Raw genomic sequence first — 15,211 nt, 5'->3', positions numbered from 1 at the left:
AGACCCCCCACGCTCACGAGTTCGGCGACTGTTTCACGAGCTCGGCGGCCGGCTCACGAGGTCGGCGGCCGGGCCACCGAGGTCGGCGGGGGGACTCCGGAGCTGTCTCGGACGACGAGGTCGACCGGGACCACCCGGACCTGGTCGACGGCGCGCACGCCGGCCGCGATCTGCTCGAGGAGGGTCTGCACGCAGAGCGCTCCGAGCTCCTCGAAGCGCTGGCGGATGGTGGTGAGCGGCGGCCACACGTACTCCGCCTCGTCGATGTCGTCGAAGCCCACGATCGACACGTCCTGAGGGATCCGGATGCCGCGTTCGTGGAAGGCCCGCATGACGCCCAGGGCCATCTGGTCGTTCGCGCAGAACAGCGCGGTGAGCTCGGAGCGCGGCACGTCGGCCAACTGCTGACCGATCCGGTAGCCGGAGGCTGCCGTCCAGTCCCCGCGGTGCACCGGACGCAGCTCGACGCCCGCCTTGCGCAGCACCTGCTCCCAGGCGCGCAGGCGCTCCTGGGCCGCGCTCGACGTCGTCGGACCGGCCAGGTGCCACACCGTGCGGTGCCCCATCGTCAGCAGGTACTCGACGGCGCGGCGCACGCCGTCCTCCTGGTCGGTGTCCACGATCGGGTAGTCGGGGTGGATCGAAGGGTAGGTGTCGGTGATGACCACCGGCAGGTTCGGGGCGATGACCAGCGACGGGACGTCAAGGATCTCGGCCTGGATGATGACGAGCCCGTCGACGTTCTGGCCGGCGAGGTTGGCGATCGCGGCGCTGATCCCACCGATGGTGGGACGCTCGAGGGTCATGAGGTTGATCGAGTAGCCGGCCGCGCGGGAGGCCACCGCGATCGCTTCGATGGTGCGCGCATCCCCGATCCGCGCGACGGAGAAGGAGATCACCCCGAAGGCACCGAAGCGCCCGGTCGCCAGCGCCCTCGCGGCACCGTTGGGCTGGTACCCGACCACCCCCATCGCCTTGAGCACCTTGGTGCGGGTGTCCTGATCGACGTTCGTGCGGCCGTTGGCGACCCTGGACACCGTCTGGGCCGAGACCCCGGCGATCTTCGCGACGTCGACCATGGACGGCGCGCGGCGGCGCGCGGACGGGCGCGTGCCCTGGTCCGTCTCGTCTGTGCGTTCGCCTGACATCGTCATACCTTCCCACACGTCCTCAGGAGTGCAGGACGCGATCGACTGTTTGCGCAATCATAGCGAGCGCGCGGCAGCACCCCGTCCACCCCGGTTCGAGAATTGCGCCGAATCTCGCCGTTATTGTTCTGCAACCCCCTCCGGTTGACCAGAACCCTCCCCGAGTGTGATGCTCGTCGAAAGACAACGATGTTTGCGCAAACACGGCGACGCGGCTTGCGGCCCCTACCAGGGACGCAGCGCTGAACCTGACTGCCGACCGGAAGACGAGAGACGATGACGTCCGCACCTGAGCACCTGGCCTCAGCGCCACCCGACCCGGCCGGCTCCGCGCGCTCGCGGCGCCGGACCCGGACCCGCTACAAGCCCCAGGACTGGGCCGGAGCCGGGTTCGTCGCCCCGTTCCTCGCAGTCTTCTTCTTCGCGATCGTCGCCCCGCTGTGCTACGCCATGTATCTGTCCTTCTTCCAGGACCGGCTCATCGGGGGGAACTTCTTCTCCGGCGTGGCGAACTACACCAAGGCGATCGTCGACCCGCTGCTGCACGCCGGCCTGGGCCGGGTGCTCCTCTTCCTCGCGGTGCAGATGCCCATCATGATCGGCCTGGCGCTGTTCGCGGCCCTCGCGATCGACTCCGGGCGGCTGCGCGGATCCAGCGGGTACCGGATCGCGCTCTTCCTGCCCTACGCGGTGCCCTCCGTCGTGGCTGCCCTCATGTGGGGCTACATCTACGGCAAGGACTTCGGGCTGGTCGGCCAGGTCTTCGAGTTCTTCGGAGCCGCTCCCCCGGACCTGCTCTCCGGTTTCTGGTTGCTGCCCGCGATCGGCAACATCGTCACGTGGTCCTTCGTCGGGTACAACATGCTCATCCTGTACTCCGCGCTGCGGGTGATCCCGACCGAGCTCTACGAGGCCGCCGAGATCGACGGGGCCGGCTCGATGCGCACGGCGTGGTCGATCAAGCTGCCCGCGCTGCGCCCGGCGCTGCTGCTCACCGTGACCTTCTCGATCATCGGCAGCTTCCAGCTCTTCAACGAGCCCAACGTGCTCCAGCCCCTCGCACCCACCGAGCTCACCACGTACTACACCCCGAACATGTACGCCTACAACCTCGCCTTCAACGGCCAGCAGTACAACTACGCCGCCGCCGTCGCGATCCTCGTCGGGCTCGTCACCGTGCTCGTCGCCTACGGCGCCCAGCGGGTGGGCAACCGCGCCGACAAGGCAGGGAAGAACTCATGACCGCCGAAGCAACACCCTCCGCCCCCGCCGTCGCCCCGCCGTCGCCCCCGCGCAAGGGCTCCGTCGGGCGTGGACGACGCCGCTCGACCGTCCCCCGGGCCAAGCCCTCGATCAGCCTCACCGTGATCATGGTGGCGATGTTCCTCTACGTGCTGCTCCCGCTCGTGTGGCTGGTCATCAACTCGACCAAGACCAACGGTGGGCTGTTCAGCTCCTTCGGCCTGTGGTTCGCCGACGACTTCGCCCTGTGGGACAACATCCAGGCGCTGTTCACCTACCAGAACTCGGTGTACCCGCGCTGGCTGGTCAACACGGTCCTCTACTCCGCCGTCGGCGGCATCGGGGCGACGGTGCTGGCCACCCTGGGCGGCTACGGCCTCGCGAAGTACAACTTCCCAGGCCGGCGCGCCGCCTTCGCGATCGTCATCGGTGCGATGACCGTGCCGATGACCGCCCTCGCCGTGCCGACCTTCCTCATGTTCTCCCAGCTCGGCCTGACCAACACCGTCTGGGCCGTCATCATCCCCTCGCTCGCGAGCCCCTTCGGCCTGTACCTCATGTACGTGTACTCCCAGGACTCCGTGCCCGACTCCCTCCTCGAGGCCGCCCGCCTCGACGGCGCCGGCGAGCTGCGGACCTTCCTCACCGTCTCGGCGCGCCTGCTCACCCCAGGGTTCGTCACGGTCCTGCTCTTCACGGTCGTGGCCACGTGGAACAACTACTTCCTGCCCCTGATCATGCTGTCCGACCCGAAGCTCTACCCGCTCACGGTCGGCCTCAACCAGTGGAACGCCCAGGCCGGGTCGTCCGGGCAGGGTGACCCCGTCTACAACCTCGTCCTCGCAGGGTCGCTCGTCGCGATCATCCCGCTGGTCCTCGTCTTCCTCTTCCTGCAGAGGTTCTGGCAGTCCGGTCTCGCCGCCGGAGCCGTCAAGCAGTAGCCCTCACGCAGCAGCCGTCACGCAGTCCCCATCACCACCCCCTCCCGCGTCCAGCCGGCGCAGACAACGCAGTCCCCAAGGAGAATCATGATGAACACCAAGACCCGCTTCCTGCGCGGAGCGGGGATCACCGCCGCCCTGGCGCTGACCCTCGGCCTCGCGGCTTGTGGTGGAGACGACGACGGAGGGTCCGGCGATGTCGAGGTGACCGCGGCCGACCTCGACGCCGCGCTCACCGCGACGGAGGAGGTGACGCTCGAGTACTGGACCTGGGTGCCCGACATCCAGCAGACCGTCGACCTCTTCGAGGCGGAGTACCCCAACATCAAGGTCAACGTGACCAACGCCGGTCAGTCGGCTGACCAGTACACCAAGCTCCAGAACGCGGTGAAAGCCGGGACGGGGGCGCCCGACGTCGCGCAGATCGAGTACTTCGCCCTGCCGCAGTTCGCGCTGAGCGAGTCCGTCGTCAACCTCACCGACGTGGGCCTGGAGGACCTCGAGTCCGACTACACCGGCTCCGCCTGGGACCAGGTCACGGTCAGCGGCGCGCAGTACGGCTTCCCCCAGGACACCGGCCCCATGGTCATGTTCTACCGCACGGACATCCTCGAGCGCCTCGGCCTCGAGGTCCCCACCACGTGGGACCAGTTCACCGAGGTGGCCCGCGCCATCAAGGCCGACAACCCCGCCAACTTCATCACCTCGATCGACCCGGGCGACGCGGGCGGCGTCGACTCCCTCATCTGGCAGGCGGGTGGACGTCCGTTCAGCGTCGAGGGCACGAACGTCGGCGTGGACTTCACCGACGAGGGCACCACGCAGTGGACCGCGCTCTTCGACACCCTCATCCAGGAGGACCTGGTCGACGTGGCGCCGGGCTGGAACGACGCGTTCTGGCGGTCCTTCGCCGACAACAAGTACGCCATGTGGCTGACCGGGGCCTGGGCTCCCGGATCCATCCGCAGCAACGTCCCCACCACCGAGGGGCTGTGGCGCGCAGCGGCGATGCCCACCTATGAGGAGGGCACCCCGATGAACGCCGAGAACGGCGGATCCGGCCTCTCGGTCCTCGAGCAGAGCGAGAACAAGGCCGCGGCACTCGCCTTCTCCCGCTGGCTGACCACCGATCCCGCGTCGGTGCTCTCCCAGTCCGAGGCGGGTCTCTTCCCGGCCACCACCGCGATCATGGAGGACGAGGCCTTCCTGGCCACCGAGGACCCGTTCTTCGGCAACCAGAAGACCAACGAGGTGTTCGTGGAGTCGTCCATGTCCGTCTCCTCCGGATGGCAGTACCTGCCCTTCCAGGTGTACGCGAACTCGGTCTTCGGTGACACCGCCGGACAGGCGCTGAGCGGCAAGACCGCCCTCGCCGACGGCCTGGCCACGTGGCAGCAGGAGATCATCTCCTACGGCTCCGGCCAGGGCTTCACCGTCGAGTAGCTCCCCTCCCCGGGGCCGGGCGCGCACGCGCCCGGCCCCACCTCCCGTCCACAGGAGTGATCACATGGCTTCCCGCTGGATCCGCTGGCCCCACCCCCTGGCCGACGCCGCGCCCACCCCCCGCGGCCCGCTCGCCTACGGCGGCGACTACAACCCCGAGCAGTGGCCCCGCGAGGTCTGGCTCGAGGACGCCCGCCTCATGAACGAGGCCGGGGTCAACCTCGTGAGCATCGCGATCTTCTCCTGGGCCCGGCTGCAGCCGGCCCCCGACCGGTGGGACTTCGCCTGGCTCGACGACGTGCTGGAGATCCTGCACAGCCACGGCATCGCCGTGGACCTCGCGACCGCGACGGCGAGCCCGCCACCCTGGCTGACCACCGCGCACCCCGAGATGCTCCCGGTCGACGTGGACGGTCACACCCTCTTCCACGGCTCCCGCCAGTCCTGGAGCCCCAGCTCGCCGGTCTACCGCGAGCACTCCCTCGCCCTCGTCGAGCAGATGGCCCTGCGCTACGGCGACCACCCGGCGCTCGCCATGTGGCACGTGTCCAACGAGCTCGGCTGCCACAACGCCCTCGACTACTCCGACGTCGCCGCGGTCGCCTTCCGCGGCTGGCTCGAGGCCCGCTACGGCACGCTCGACGAGCTCAACCGCGCGTGGGGCACGGACTTCTGGTCGCAGCGCTACACCGGGTGGAACCAGATTCTGCCCCCGCGCCGCTCGACCGCCTTCGTCAACCCGACCCAGCAGCTCGACTTCGCCCGGTTCAGCTCCCACCAGCTCCGCGAGCAGCTGCGCGCCGAGCGCGAGATCCTCACCCGGATCACCCCCGACGTGCCGGTCACCACGAACTTCATGGTCATGGGCGACACCAAGAACATGGACTACCCCACCTGGGCGGGTGACGTCGACCTGGTCTCCAACGACCACTACCTCACCGTCGCCGACCCGCACTCCGAGATCGAGCTGGCCTTCTCCGCCGACTTCACCCACGGCATCGCCGGTGGCGAGCCGTGGATGCTCATGGAGCACTCGACGTCCGCGGTGAACTGGCAGCACGTCAACCTCGCCAAGCGCCCCGGGCAGCTGCGTCGCAACTCCCTGAGCCACGTCGCCCACGGCGCCGACGCGGTGTGCTTCTTCCAGTGGCGCCAGTCCCAGGCCGGCGCAGAGAAGTTCCACTCCGCGATGGTCCCCCACGCCGGGACCGACTCGGTGCTGTGGCGCTCCGTCGTCGGGCTCGGCGCGGACCTCGTCGCCCTCGGTGAGATCGCCGGGTCCTCGGTCGCGGCCCAGGCCGCGGTGCTCTTCGACTGGGAGTCCTGGTGGGCGAGCGAGATCGACTCCCACCCCTCCAATGCGTTCCGCTACCGGACCCGGGTGCTGGCCTGGTACCGCTCGCTGTGGCGGGCGCAGGTCGGCACCGCCGTGCTGCCCGCCCACGCGGACCTGACCGGCTACCGCCTCGTCGTCGTGCCGCACCTGTACCTGGCCGACGACGCGCTCGTGGCCCGGCTGGCAGCCTTCACCGAGGCCGGCGGAACGGTGGTCATCACGTACTTCTCGGGTATCGCCGACGGCGACGACCACATCCGTCTCGGCGGCTACCCGGGCGCCTTCCGCGACCTGCTCGGGGTCCGGGTGGAGGAGTTCGCCCCGGTCCTGCCCGGCGACACCGTCTCCCTCGAGTCACCGCTGCTCGGCGCGGAGCCCACGGGCTCGGGCTGGTCGGAGCCGGTCGGGGTGACCGACGCCGTCGCGCAGGCGAGGTTCGCGTCCGGACCGAGCGCGGGCTGGCCCGCGATCACCCGCGCCGCCCGCGGGGACGGCGCGGCCTGGTACGTCGCCACCGACCTGTCCGACGACGCCCGCGCAGCCTTCGTGGCCGCGCTGCTCGCCGAAGCCGACGTCGCGCCGCTGGCCGCCGCGCCCGCCGGGGTCGAGCTCGTGGTGCGCCGGACGACCGAGGGCGCAGAGTTCCTCTTCGTGCTCAACCACACCGATGCGGAGGTGGTCGTGGAGGCGTCAGGAACCGATCTCCTCACCGGTGCGGTCCACACCGGGACGGTCACGGTCGAGGCAGCCGGTGTCGCGGTGCTGCGCCGCACCACCGCCTGAGAGCCGCCCGACCACGCCGCTCAGCTGCTCGGGACGAGGTCCTCGCGAAGGTATCGGGCGTATCCCCCCGGGGTGCGCCCGACCGTGCGGCCCGACGTCAGCACCCAGCACGCGTCGGTCGCCCGGACCCGGGCCCCGGCGCGCCTGGCGTTCTCGACGAGCGCGACGTCCTCGTGCTCGGGGAGGGCGGGGTACCCGCCGGCGGCGAGGTACACGCTCGCCCGGATGCCGAGGTTGGCGCCGTGCACGTGACCGTTCGCCCGTCCCGGGACGTGCCGGGCCGACCAGGCGGCACGCTGGGCGTCGTCGAGGTCGCGCGGATCGGGACGGACGGTGCCGATCATGAGGTCGGTGCCCCGCTCGGCCAGGCGCAGCTGCTCGGTCAACCAGTTCTCCGGGACCGCCGAGTCCGCGTCGGTGCTCGCGATCCACACCCGGTCCAGCCGGTCCGGAGACCACCGCAGCGCTGCGAGCGCCGCCTCCACCCCCGCCGCGCGAGCGGCCCCCACCTGGGCGAGGGCGGTCTGCACGACGGTGACCGGGTGCGCCCGGGCGATCCGCTCCGAGCCGTCGGAGCACGCGTCGAGCACCACCACGACGACCACCCTGGGCGCCGGGGGCTGTCTGCCGGCGCCCGTCTGCGCCGCAGAGACCGCCGCCGAGACAGCCGCCGTGAGCGCCGCCAGGCAGCGCGGCAGGAGGTCCTCCTCGTCGTGCACCGGGACGACGACGGCCACCGCCTCGACCGCGCTCATGCCAGTCCCGCCTCGACGGCCACCGACCGGGCCGGTGGCCGGGAGTAGACCTCGAGCAGGAAGTCCTCCTCCTCGTGGCGCACGGTCCGGGCGAGCTCGGTGCGGGCGGCGAGCTCGGCGTGGACCTCGTCGCCGCCCAGCGGGTGCTCCACGACCGGGTGACGCCAGTGGCAGGCCAGGACCACGCCGTCGGGCGTGAGCGAGCCGATCACCTTGGTGAGCATGAGGTCGAGGTCGGCGGCTGAGCAGTAGTAGCCGACCTCAGAGAGCACGATGAGGTCGAAGGCTCCCTCGGGCCACTCCTGAGGGGTGGCCAGCTGGGTGAGGGTCACGGTCGCCGGGGTGCGGCTGCGGGCCTGGGCGAGGGGCGCCGCCGAGATGTCGATGCCGAGCACGCGGTCGCACCGCTCGGCCAGGGCGGCGGTCAGCACCCCGATCGAGCAGCCGACCTCCAGCCCCGACACGAACCGGCGCCGCGGCAGCGACGCGAGCGTGATCGCCCGCTTGCGTTCCTCGTACCAGCGGGTCTGGAATCCCCACGGGTCGGTGCGTCCGGCGTAGAAGTCGTCGAAGAACGCGGCGTCCAGGGACCCGCCGGGCTGCTCGACGGCGCCGGCCGCCGGGCGGGGGGAGACGGAGCCGGCCGCCGGGCGGGGCGTGACGACGAAGGTCTCGAAGGTGCGCTCGAAGTGGGCGAGCACGTGCTCGCCGAGCATCACCTCGTCGCCCGGTGCCGGGGACAACGGCTCGGTCTGGCTCGTGTGCGCTGCGAGCGCCCACGCCTTCGCGTGCTGTTCCTGCGCGCTCAGCTCGACCCGCTGCACCTGCGACCAGGGCAGGTCCTCGGCGGTCTCAGCGGCGGTCGCACCGGGAGCACCCCAGTGCCAGAACCACACCGGGTACTCGAGCAGGTCCAGTCCGTGGCTGGCGGCGACCTGACGGGCACACTCACCGGCCACGCGGTGGTCACGATGACCGTCACCGGTCCATGGGGCGACGAGGGTGATCGGCAGCTCGGACGCCTCGACCACCTCCTCGACCCGCCGGCGCACGACGTCAGCCTGCTCGCGCAGCCCGCCGTCCCCGAGGGCCAGGAACTGCACCTCGGCACGGGGGGCGACCCTCCCGACCGCGGTGACGAGCTCGGCCCGGCGCAGGGTCGCGAGGTCGTCCGGGCGCCAGGTCGGCGACTGCGGGTGGGACGCCTCGCCGTCGGTGAGGACGAGGATCGTGACCGGGGTCCCCCGGGCCGCGCAGCGCGCGACCAGGCCGGCCGCCCCGAGCGTCTCGTCGTCGGGATGGGCCGCCACCACGAGCAGGGCGGTGATCGCGGTGTCGTCGAGCGCGCACCGCCCACCCAGAACCTCCGAGTCGGCCCACGCCGCCTCGGGCGTTCCTGCGTCGCGGTGGTCGAAGGTCACCACGGTGCACCGTCGAGACGCACAGGGGAGGTGGGGTGGGTCGTGGCGAAGTGGGCCGCCCGGGCCAGGAGGTCCCGGCCGAGCGAGGCGTCGTCGCGCTCGGCGTGGTGCTGGCGGACGTAGAGGGCGAGGTCGGCGACCCGGCGCGCGTGGGTCTCGTCCAGCGCGAGAGGCGCAGGGCCCCGGGCGTGGGCGGACCGCTCGAGGACCTCCTCGACGCACCGGGCAGCCACCTGACGGCACTGCCGGGCGAGGATCGCCGGATCGAGCCAGCGCGGAGCGTCGTCGACGAGCGTGGCGGCCTCGCGCAGCACCGCTCGCGCAGCATTCAGGGAGGCGTCCACCGCGCCCAGGTGCGCCAGCCCGATCTGGTCGTTCTCGCGCGCCTGGGCGGCGTCGAGCATGTCCCGCCCGACCCCGAGCGCCCCGCCCCACCAGCACGCCGCGACCCCGATCCCGCCCCAGGCGAACCCCGGGCGGGTGAGGTACCACCCGGCCGGACCCACCGGGACGGCGACCGCGTCCTCGAAGCGGACCGGCGCGCTGACCACGTCGCGCAGGCCGCGCGCCGCCCACGGGCCGTCGTCGGGCAGCACCCCGGTCGAGCGCAGGTCGACCGCGAACAGGCGCCGGCCCTCTGGCGTCCATGCCGTCACGAGCGCATGGCTGAGCCGCTGCGCCAAGGAGCACCACGGCTTGATGCCGTCGAGGCGCCACCGCCCGGCGGACTCGTGCGCCTCGAGGCGCACGCCCGGCCCCTCGGCCGCGAAGACTCCCCAGGTGGTGCTCCCGCTGCTGGGATCGGCGTCGATCGCCGCCAGGTCCACGTCACCGCCGGCGGGGTCGACAGCGGCGGTGTCGGCGGCCTCGGCCAGGATCGACAGCGCGTCCAGGTGCGGCTCGAGCACGCGCGCGACGGTCACGTCGACGGCGGCAGTGCCGGCCAGCAGGTTCCACAGCTCCTCGGTCCGGCCGGTGCCGGGCGTCGGTGCGACGCGGCCCACCTCGACCACCCAGTCCAGGACCGCACCCAGCCCGTCGCCGGCTCCCGGCGCCGGGGGAAGCCGATCGAGCAGCTCACCCTCCCGGGTGTCACCGTCCAGCACCATCACGGGTCTCCTTCGTCGTCCACGTCTGATCACGTGCGGTCCACGTGTGGACGCACTGTCACGCACTCGCGTCACTGAGCGAAGACACTAGATGACAGGTTGTCGCGGCGCGCGGTGGGCGATGCGCGCTCAGGACTCCTCGTAGACGGCCGGGTCCTGGTCGTTGTTGCGTCCGCCAGGCCGCCCGAGTGCGGTGATGCGCGCCATCTCGTCGTCGCCGAGCGCGAAGTCGAAGATCGCGAGGTTCTCGCGCTGGCGCTGCGGGCTCGTGGCCTTGGGCAGCGGGACGCTGCCCAGCTGGACGTGCCAGCGCAGGATGACCTGCGGGACGGTCCTGCTGTGGGCATGCGCGATCTCACGGATCACGGGCTCGTCGAGCACCGTGCTCGCGCGACCCAGCGGGCTCCAGGACTCGGTCCGCACGGCGAGCCGCACGTCGGCCGCGCGCTGCTCGACCTGCGGGAAGTAGGGGTGCAGCTCGATCTGGTTGACCACGGGGGTCACGCCGGTCTCGCGCACGAGCCGGTCGAGGTGCTCAGGCAGGAAGTTGCTCACACCGATCGACCGGACCACCCCCTGCTGCTGCAGCTCGACGAGGGCACCCCACGCCTCGACGTAGAGGTCCTTGCTGGGGTTGGGCCAGTGGATGAGGACACGATCGAGGTGGTCCAGCCCCGTGCGGAAGAGCGACTCGTAGACGGCGTCGATCGCCTCGTCGTGCGCGTGGTGGCGACCGGGGAGCTTGGTCGAGACGACGATGTCCTCGCGCGGCACCGACGACCGACGCACCGCCTCGCCGACCGCGCCCTCGTTCTCGTAGTTGAACGCGGTGTCCAGGAGGCGGTACCCCGCGTCGAGGGCGCTGACCATCGCCTCGACACCGCGCGTGCCGTGGAGCTGCGCCGTGCCGAAGCCGATCATGGGGAGAGACGTGCCGTCGTTCAGGGCGTGCGTGGGAGCTGGTCCGGTCATGCCCCCACGCTAGGACATCGCGGCACGCGGGGTGGTGACCGGCGCCGATGCGCTGACGGCCGAGCCCGGTCCTTGTACGGTCGGCACATGACACTCCGAGGAGCGCAGACTCCAGCCGCTGCGTGGGCATCCACGGTGAGCCACCGCCGCTACACGACCCATCGTCACGAGCTCGACGCCCTCCTCGTGGCGATGGACCCGGGGTACGAGCGGCTCGTCGAGGACGAGCTGGCCCGGTTCGAGGCGGTCGTCGCCCGGGCGGCTGTGCGGGACGTGGAGAGGCACCCCGACCCGGAGACCGGGCGACCACCCCGCCCTCGGCGCCATCTCACGCTGTTCTGGGTGTTCTTCCTGGGGGTCACCGTCGGGTTCGGCATCATGGTCCCCGCCGGACGCGGAGGGGCTGCCGACTTCCCCGATTCCTGGTGGCCATACGGCGTCGCCCTGTCCTCGGTGCTGGTCGTCATCGGCGTCGGCGCCCAGCTCCTCCGGGGAGCGCCGCTGCGCCGGCGGACACCGCCGGTCACGGACGTCGCGTGGCTCCCCGTCGTCCTGGGTGTCCCGACGGTCGCGGTCATGGAGGCGCGCCTGCGCCTGGACATCGGCGTCGATCGGGTCTGGGTGGTCCTGACCGGCGCCGCCGTCGCCGTGAGCCTCGGCTACTGCCTGCTGCGGTGGGTCCAGCGCCGACGGAATCCCCAGCACACGCGCCAGATCGACGCGAGCGAGGTCGTGCGGATACGGGCCCTGCGCGACGACATCCACCGCCACGCCGACGTGTCCGGGGAGCGCATCGCCCGGGGGTACGCGGCGCTGCCCGACGCCGACCGTGACCGGATCGACGCGTCACTCGCCGACGCGCAGGCGACGCTGCGTCGACGTGGGATCCTCCGGGAGCTCGTCCCGGGCGAGAGGCGGGCGCAGTACCGGGGCCAGACCGCACACCGTCGACTCATGGTGCCCGGCTTCCTCCTGCTGTCGCAGAAGGTGCCGAGCGTCTGGCATCCGCGCAGCTCGGTCCCCAGGAGACCGCCGGCGGCCCGCTGGATCGTCGGCGAGATGGAACCGGAGCCGGTGCGGCGCGCGCGCACGGGGGCACCGCGGTCGAGCTAGCGCTCTGCGGGCTGCGGGTTCGCGCAGGCCGACGTACGCTCGACGACGTCGGGGCACCCGTTCCTGCAGGCAGCACCGCTCGCTCAGGGGGCGCCCCGGTGATCTCCCGACCACGACTCAAGGAGCGTTCATGAAGTCCAAGGCAGCTTTCATCGTCGGAGCCGGCATCGGCTACGTCCTGGGCACCCGCGCCGGACGGCGCCAGTTCGAGTCGATCAAGTCGCACGCACAGGACCTGTGGAACAGCGAGTCCGTCCAGTCGACCGTCTCCACCGTCCAGGGCAAGGCCGCCGAGGTCGCCAAGGAGCAGGCCGGAGCGCTCAAGGACAAGGTCACCGAGGCCGTGAAGTCAGCGACGTCGCACGAGGGCGCAGGGGACACGCCGCCTCCCGCCCCCGGCACCGGTGACCACCAGATCTGAGACGTGCTCTATACGTCGACTTGACCGAGCCCCGCTCTTCACCGCGCGCGCTTGACCAACCACTGGTATAAAGGAGACATGCCCGGGCGTCTGCAACGGCACCTGGGCAGTCCTTCGATGACGCGTTTCGCTCGACGAGAGTCGGGCACCCCTACGGGGGGCGGTGGGTGCCACGTTCCGTGCGAGCGAGGCGCCCACCGGCGCCAGGAGTGACGCTCCGGCGACTGCGAAGCGGCGAACGAGCCCCCAGCCCCCAGCGAGCCCCGTCCCTGATCCTCCGCCGTGCGCGCGAGCCCTTGACTCGGGCACCCTCGTTCCCTATTGTGGAAAGCGCATTCCACAGGTGTTGTGTCGCCGGAGTGCGCCCGCACTCGCCGCACCGGAAACGACCCACGGAGACCTTCGATGACCACTCGCACCCTGCGCATCGCCATGAACGGCATCACCGGCCGCATGGGCTACCGCCAGCACCTCGTCCGCTCCATCCTGCCGATCCGCGACGCGGGCGGGTTCACCCTCGAGGACGGCACCAAGGTGCAGGTCGAGCCGATCCTCATCGGCCGCAACGAGGCCAAGGTCGCCGAGCTCGCCGCGCTGCACGGCGTCGAGCACTGGACGACCGACCTCGACGGTGCGATCAACGACCCGACCATCGACATCGTCTTCGACGCGTCCATGACGAGCCTGCGCGCCGCCACCCTGAAGAAGGCCATGGCCGCCGGCAAGCACATCTTCACCGAGAAGCCGACCGCCGAGACCCTCGCCGAGGCCATCGAGCTCGCCCAGATCGCCCAGGACACCGGCGTGACCGCCGGCGTCGTGCACGACAAGCTCTACCTGCCGGGCCTGGTCAAGCTGCGCCGCCTCGTCGACGAGGGCTTCTTCGGCCGGATCCTGTCCCTGCGCGGGGAGTTCGGCTACTGGGTCTTCGAGGGTGAGGTGCAGGAGGCCCAGCGCCCGTCCTGGAACTACCGCAAGGAAGACGGCGGCGGCATGACCACCGACATGTTCTGCCACTGGAACTACGTCCTCGAGGGCATCATCGGCACGGTGAAGTCCGTCAACGCCAACACCGTCACCCACATCCCGGTCCGCTGGGACGAGAAGGGCGAGGAGTACAAGGCGACCGCCGACGACGCGGCCTACGGCATCTTCGAGCTCGAGACCCCCGGCGGCGACCAGGTCGTCGCCCAGATCAACTCCTCCTGGGCGGTGCGCGTCTTCCGCGACGAGCTCGTGGAGTTCCAGATCGACGGCACCCACGGCTCCGCGGTCGCAGGCCTGCGCAACTGCGTCGCGCAGCAGCGCGCCCACACCCCCAAGCCCGTGTGGAACCCGGACCTGCCCGTCACCGAGCCGTTCCGTGACCAGTGGCTCGAGGTCCCCGCCAACGCCGACCTCGACAACGGCTTCAAGGCCCAGTGGGAAGAGTTCCTCCGGGACGTCGTCGCCGGCCGCGAGCACCGCTTCGGTCTGCTCTCCGCCGCCCGCGGCGTCCAGCTCGCCGAGCTCGGTCTGCAGTCCTCGGCCGAGCGCCGCACGATCGACATCCCGGCGATCTCACTCTGACCTGAGCTGAGCTGAGCTGAGCTACCCCTGGGGCGGGTCGACGAAGGCGACCCGCGCGCCGGCCCGCTCCAGGCACTCCCGGGTGGGCCCGTCGGCCCCCACGCACAGCAGGCAGCCGTCGCGGGCGTCGAGCACAGCGGCAGCCCGCCCCACGACGTCGGCCACCCGGGCGCTCTCGATGCGTGCCGCCTGCAGGTCGAGGACGACGACCGAGGACGCGCCGGCGAGCGCGTCGAGCATGGCCGCCAGCCGGTCGGCGTCGCAGCGGCAGATCATGCCCACCGGGCGGATGCTCGCGGTGAGCCAGGCACCACCGGCTTCGGCGCCACCAGGCAGGCATCCGGTGGTGGTCTGGGCTGCGGGTGCGGCGAGTGCAGGGTTCATGATCGTTCCTCCTCTTCGACCCCGGCGGGGCGATGACTCCAGGGAACACGTCGTGGCTGTGACGGGCCTGAGGGAATCGACCGAGCACCCTGTGGCCGGGTTCTAGAGTTGGGTCGTGCCCTCCACGATCCACCACGCGCCGCTGGCCGACGTCCCCCCGATCACCCTCTACGCGATCCTCAAGCTCCGGGTCGACGTCTTCGTCGTCGAGCAGGACTGCCCCTACCCCGACCTCGACGGCAAAGACGACGCACCCGGCACGCTGCTGGTGTGGGCGGCCGACGACGACGGGCGGGTTCTTGCGACCTCGCGCATCCTCGACTCAGCAGGCGGGCGGCGCATCGGCCGGGTCTGCGCGGCGCAGGACGCCCGGCGGGGCGGGACGTCGTCGGCCATGATGGTCGCGGCTGTCGAGCTGTGCGGTCCGGTGGGCATCGTGCTCGACGCCCAGGCCCACCTGGAGGGCTGGTACGAGCGCTTCGGCTTCGTGCGCGACGGCGCGGACTTCCTCGAGGACGACATCCTGCACGTGCCCATGCGACGCACCCCCGACGCCGCAGCCCACGCCTGACCC

Annotated in this window: 14 protein-coding genes; 8 read left to right on the top strand and 6 right to left on the bottom strand. The window is 71.3% G+C overall.

The window, feature by feature from the left end:
- Positions 1-53: 53 nt before the first annotated feature.
- On the bottom strand, positions 54-1,148 hold the full coding sequence (locus ACWA15_RS02900; protein WP_464057961.1) for a LacI family DNA-binding transcriptional regulator: 1,095 nt from the start codon (positions 1,146-1,148) through the stop codon (positions 54-56).
- A gap of 276 nt (positions 1,149-1,424) precedes the next feature.
- On the opposite strand from ACWA15_RS02900, the gene ACWA15_RS02895 reads away from it, so the two are divergent.
- The 4 genes from ACWA15_RS02895 to ACWA15_RS02880 all read left to right on the top strand — a co-directional run bounded on the left by ACWA15_RS02895 (position 1,425) and on the right by ACWA15_RS02880 (position 6,893).
- Positions 1,425-2,390: a carbohydrate ABC transporter permease gene (locus ACWA15_RS02895; protein WP_464057960.1), complete on the top strand. Its 966-nt coding sequence runs from the start codon at positions 1,425-1,427 to the stop codon at positions 2,388-2,390.
- Positions 2,387-3,331: a carbohydrate ABC transporter permease gene (locus ACWA15_RS02890; RefSeq protein WP_464057959.1), complete on the top strand. Its 945-nt coding sequence runs from the start codon at positions 2,387-2,389 to the stop codon at positions 3,329-3,331. Before ACWA15_RS02895 ends, ACWA15_RS02890 begins: the two co-directional genes overlap by 4 nt.
- A gap of 87 nt (positions 3,332-3,418) precedes the next feature.
- A complete protein-coding gene (locus tag ACWA15_RS02885) occupies positions 3,419-4,774 on the top strand; it encodes an ABC transporter substrate-binding protein (RefSeq protein WP_464057958.1) in 1,356 nt (451 codons plus the stop codon).
- 64 nt (positions 4,775-4,838) lie between these two features.
- A complete protein-coding gene (locus tag ACWA15_RS02880; protein WP_464057957.1) occupies positions 4,839-6,893 on the top strand; it encodes a beta-galactosidase in 2,055 nt (684 codons plus the stop codon).
- 20 nt (positions 6,894-6,913) lie between these two features.
- Here the strand turns inward: ACWA15_RS02880 and ACWA15_RS02875 are convergent, their stop codons facing one another.
- The 4 genes from ACWA15_RS02875 to ACWA15_RS02860 all read right to left on the bottom strand — a co-directional run bounded on the left by ACWA15_RS02875 (position 6,914) and on the right by ACWA15_RS02860 (position 11,150).
- Positions 6,914-7,648 carry a glycosyltransferase gene (locus tag ACWA15_RS02875; RefSeq protein WP_464057956.1) on the bottom strand — a complete coding sequence of 245 codons (735 nt, stop codon included), beginning with the start codon at positions 7,646-7,648 and terminating at the stop codon, positions 6,914-6,916.
- Entirely contained in the window at positions 7,645-9,069 is a 1,425-nt protein-coding gene (locus ACWA15_RS02870; RefSeq protein ID WP_464057955.1) for a PIG-L family deacetylase, read from the bottom strand. The genes ACWA15_RS02875 and ACWA15_RS02870 overlap by 4 nt, the downstream gene beginning before the upstream one ends.
- Entirely contained in the window at positions 9,066-10,178 is a 1,113-nt protein-coding gene (locus ACWA15_RS02865; protein ID WP_464059391.1) for an acyl-CoA dehydrogenase family protein, read from the bottom strand. Before ACWA15_RS02865 ends, ACWA15_RS02870 begins: the two co-directional genes overlap by 4 nt.
- Before the next feature lie 129 nt (positions 10,179-10,307).
- Positions 10,308-11,150, bottom strand: a complete 843-nt coding sequence (locus ACWA15_RS02860; protein WP_464057954.1) for an aldo/keto reductase — start codon at positions 11,148-11,150, stop codon at positions 10,308-10,310.
- Between the two features lie 87 nt (positions 11,151-11,237).
- Between ACWA15_RS02860 and ACWA15_RS02855 the strand changes: the two genes are divergently transcribed.
- The 3 genes from ACWA15_RS02855 to ACWA15_RS02845 all read left to right on the top strand — a co-directional run bounded on the left by ACWA15_RS02855 (position 11,238) and on the right by ACWA15_RS02845 (position 14,253).
- Positions 11,238-12,263, top strand: coding sequence for a hypothetical protein (locus ACWA15_RS02855; RefSeq protein ID WP_464057953.1), 1,026 nt, complete (start codon positions 11,238-11,240; stop codon positions 12,261-12,263).
- Between the two features lie 130 nt (positions 12,264-12,393).
- Complete coding sequence (locus ACWA15_RS02850; protein WP_464057952.1) at positions 12,394-12,684, top strand: YtxH domain-containing protein; 291 nt, start codon at positions 12,394-12,396, stop codon at positions 12,682-12,684.
- A gap of 405 nt (positions 12,685-13,089) precedes the next feature.
- Positions 13,090-14,253, top strand: a complete 1,164-nt coding sequence (locus tag ACWA15_RS02845; protein ID WP_464057951.1) for a Gfo/Idh/MocA family protein — start codon at positions 13,090-13,092, stop codon at positions 14,251-14,253.
- Positions 14,254-14,274: 21 nt separating this feature from the next.
- On the opposite strand, the gene ACWA15_RS02840 is transcribed toward ACWA15_RS02845, so the two are convergent.
- Positions 14,275-14,637, bottom strand: a complete 363-nt coding sequence (locus ACWA15_RS02840; protein WP_464057950.1) for a hypothetical protein — start codon at positions 14,635-14,637, stop codon at positions 14,275-14,277.
- Positions 14,638-14,752: 115 nt separating this feature from the next.
- Here ACWA15_RS02840 and ACWA15_RS02835 point away from each other — a divergent pair, with 115 nt between their 5' ends.
- Positions 14,753-15,208, top strand: coding sequence for a GNAT family N-acetyltransferase (locus ACWA15_RS02835; protein ID WP_464057949.1), 456 nt, complete (start codon positions 14,753-14,755; stop codon positions 15,206-15,208).
- Positions 15,209-15,211: the final 3 nt, after the last annotated feature.

The sequence above is a fragment of the Sanguibacter sp. TS_SC_8 genome, from assembly GCF_055361235.1.
Note: the sequence above shows the minus strand (reverse complement) of the source record. Positions and strands in the feature narration are given on the sequence as shown.

What these genes read in the sequence shown, in the direction of transcription:
- ACWA15_RS02900 (WP_464057961.1), bottom strand. Translation starts at nt 1,148, where the DNA reads ATGTCAGGCGAACGCACAGACGAGACGGACCAGGGCACGCGCCCGTCC.
- ACWA15_RS02895 (WP_464057960.1), top strand. Translation starts at nt 1,425, where the DNA reads ATGACGTCCGCACCTGAGCACCTGGCCTCAGCGCCACCCGACCCGGCC.
- ACWA15_RS02890 (WP_464057959.1), top strand. Translation starts at nt 2,387, where the DNA reads ATGACCGCCGAAGCAACACCCTCCGCCCCCGCCGTCGCCCCGCCGTCG.
- ACWA15_RS02885 (WP_464057958.1), top strand. Translation starts at nt 3,419, where the DNA reads ATGATGAACACCAAGACCCGCTTCCTGCGCGGAGCGGGGATCACCGCC.
- ACWA15_RS02880 (WP_464057957.1), top strand. Translation starts at nt 4,839, where the DNA reads ATGGCTTCCCGCTGGATCCGCTGGCCCCACCCCCTGGCCGACGCCGCG.
- ACWA15_RS02875 (WP_464057956.1), bottom strand. Translation starts at nt 7,648, where the DNA reads ATGAGCGCGGTCGAGGCGGTGGCCGTCGTCGTCCCGGTGCACGACGAG.
- ACWA15_RS02865 (WP_464059391.1), bottom strand. Translation starts at nt 10,178, where the DNA reads ATGGTGCTGGACGGTGACACCCGGGAGGGTGAGCTGCTCGATCGGCTT.
- ACWA15_RS02860 (WP_464057954.1), bottom strand. Translation starts at nt 11,150, where the DNA reads ATGACCGGACCAGCTCCCACGCACGCCCTGAACGACGGCACGTCTCTC.
- ACWA15_RS02855 (WP_464057953.1), top strand. Translation starts at nt 11,238, where the DNA reads ATGACACTCCGAGGAGCGCAGACTCCAGCCGCTGCGTGGGCATCCACG.
- ACWA15_RS02850 (WP_464057952.1), top strand. Translation starts at nt 12,394, where the DNA reads ATGAAGTCCAAGGCAGCTTTCATCGTCGGAGCCGGCATCGGCTACGTC.
- ACWA15_RS02845 (WP_464057951.1), top strand. Translation starts at nt 13,090, where the DNA reads ATGACCACTCGCACCCTGCGCATCGCCATGAACGGCATCACCGGCCGC.
- ACWA15_RS02840 (WP_464057950.1), bottom strand. Translation starts at nt 14,637, where the DNA reads ATGAACCCTGCACTCGCCGCACCCGCAGCCCAGACCACCACCGGATGC.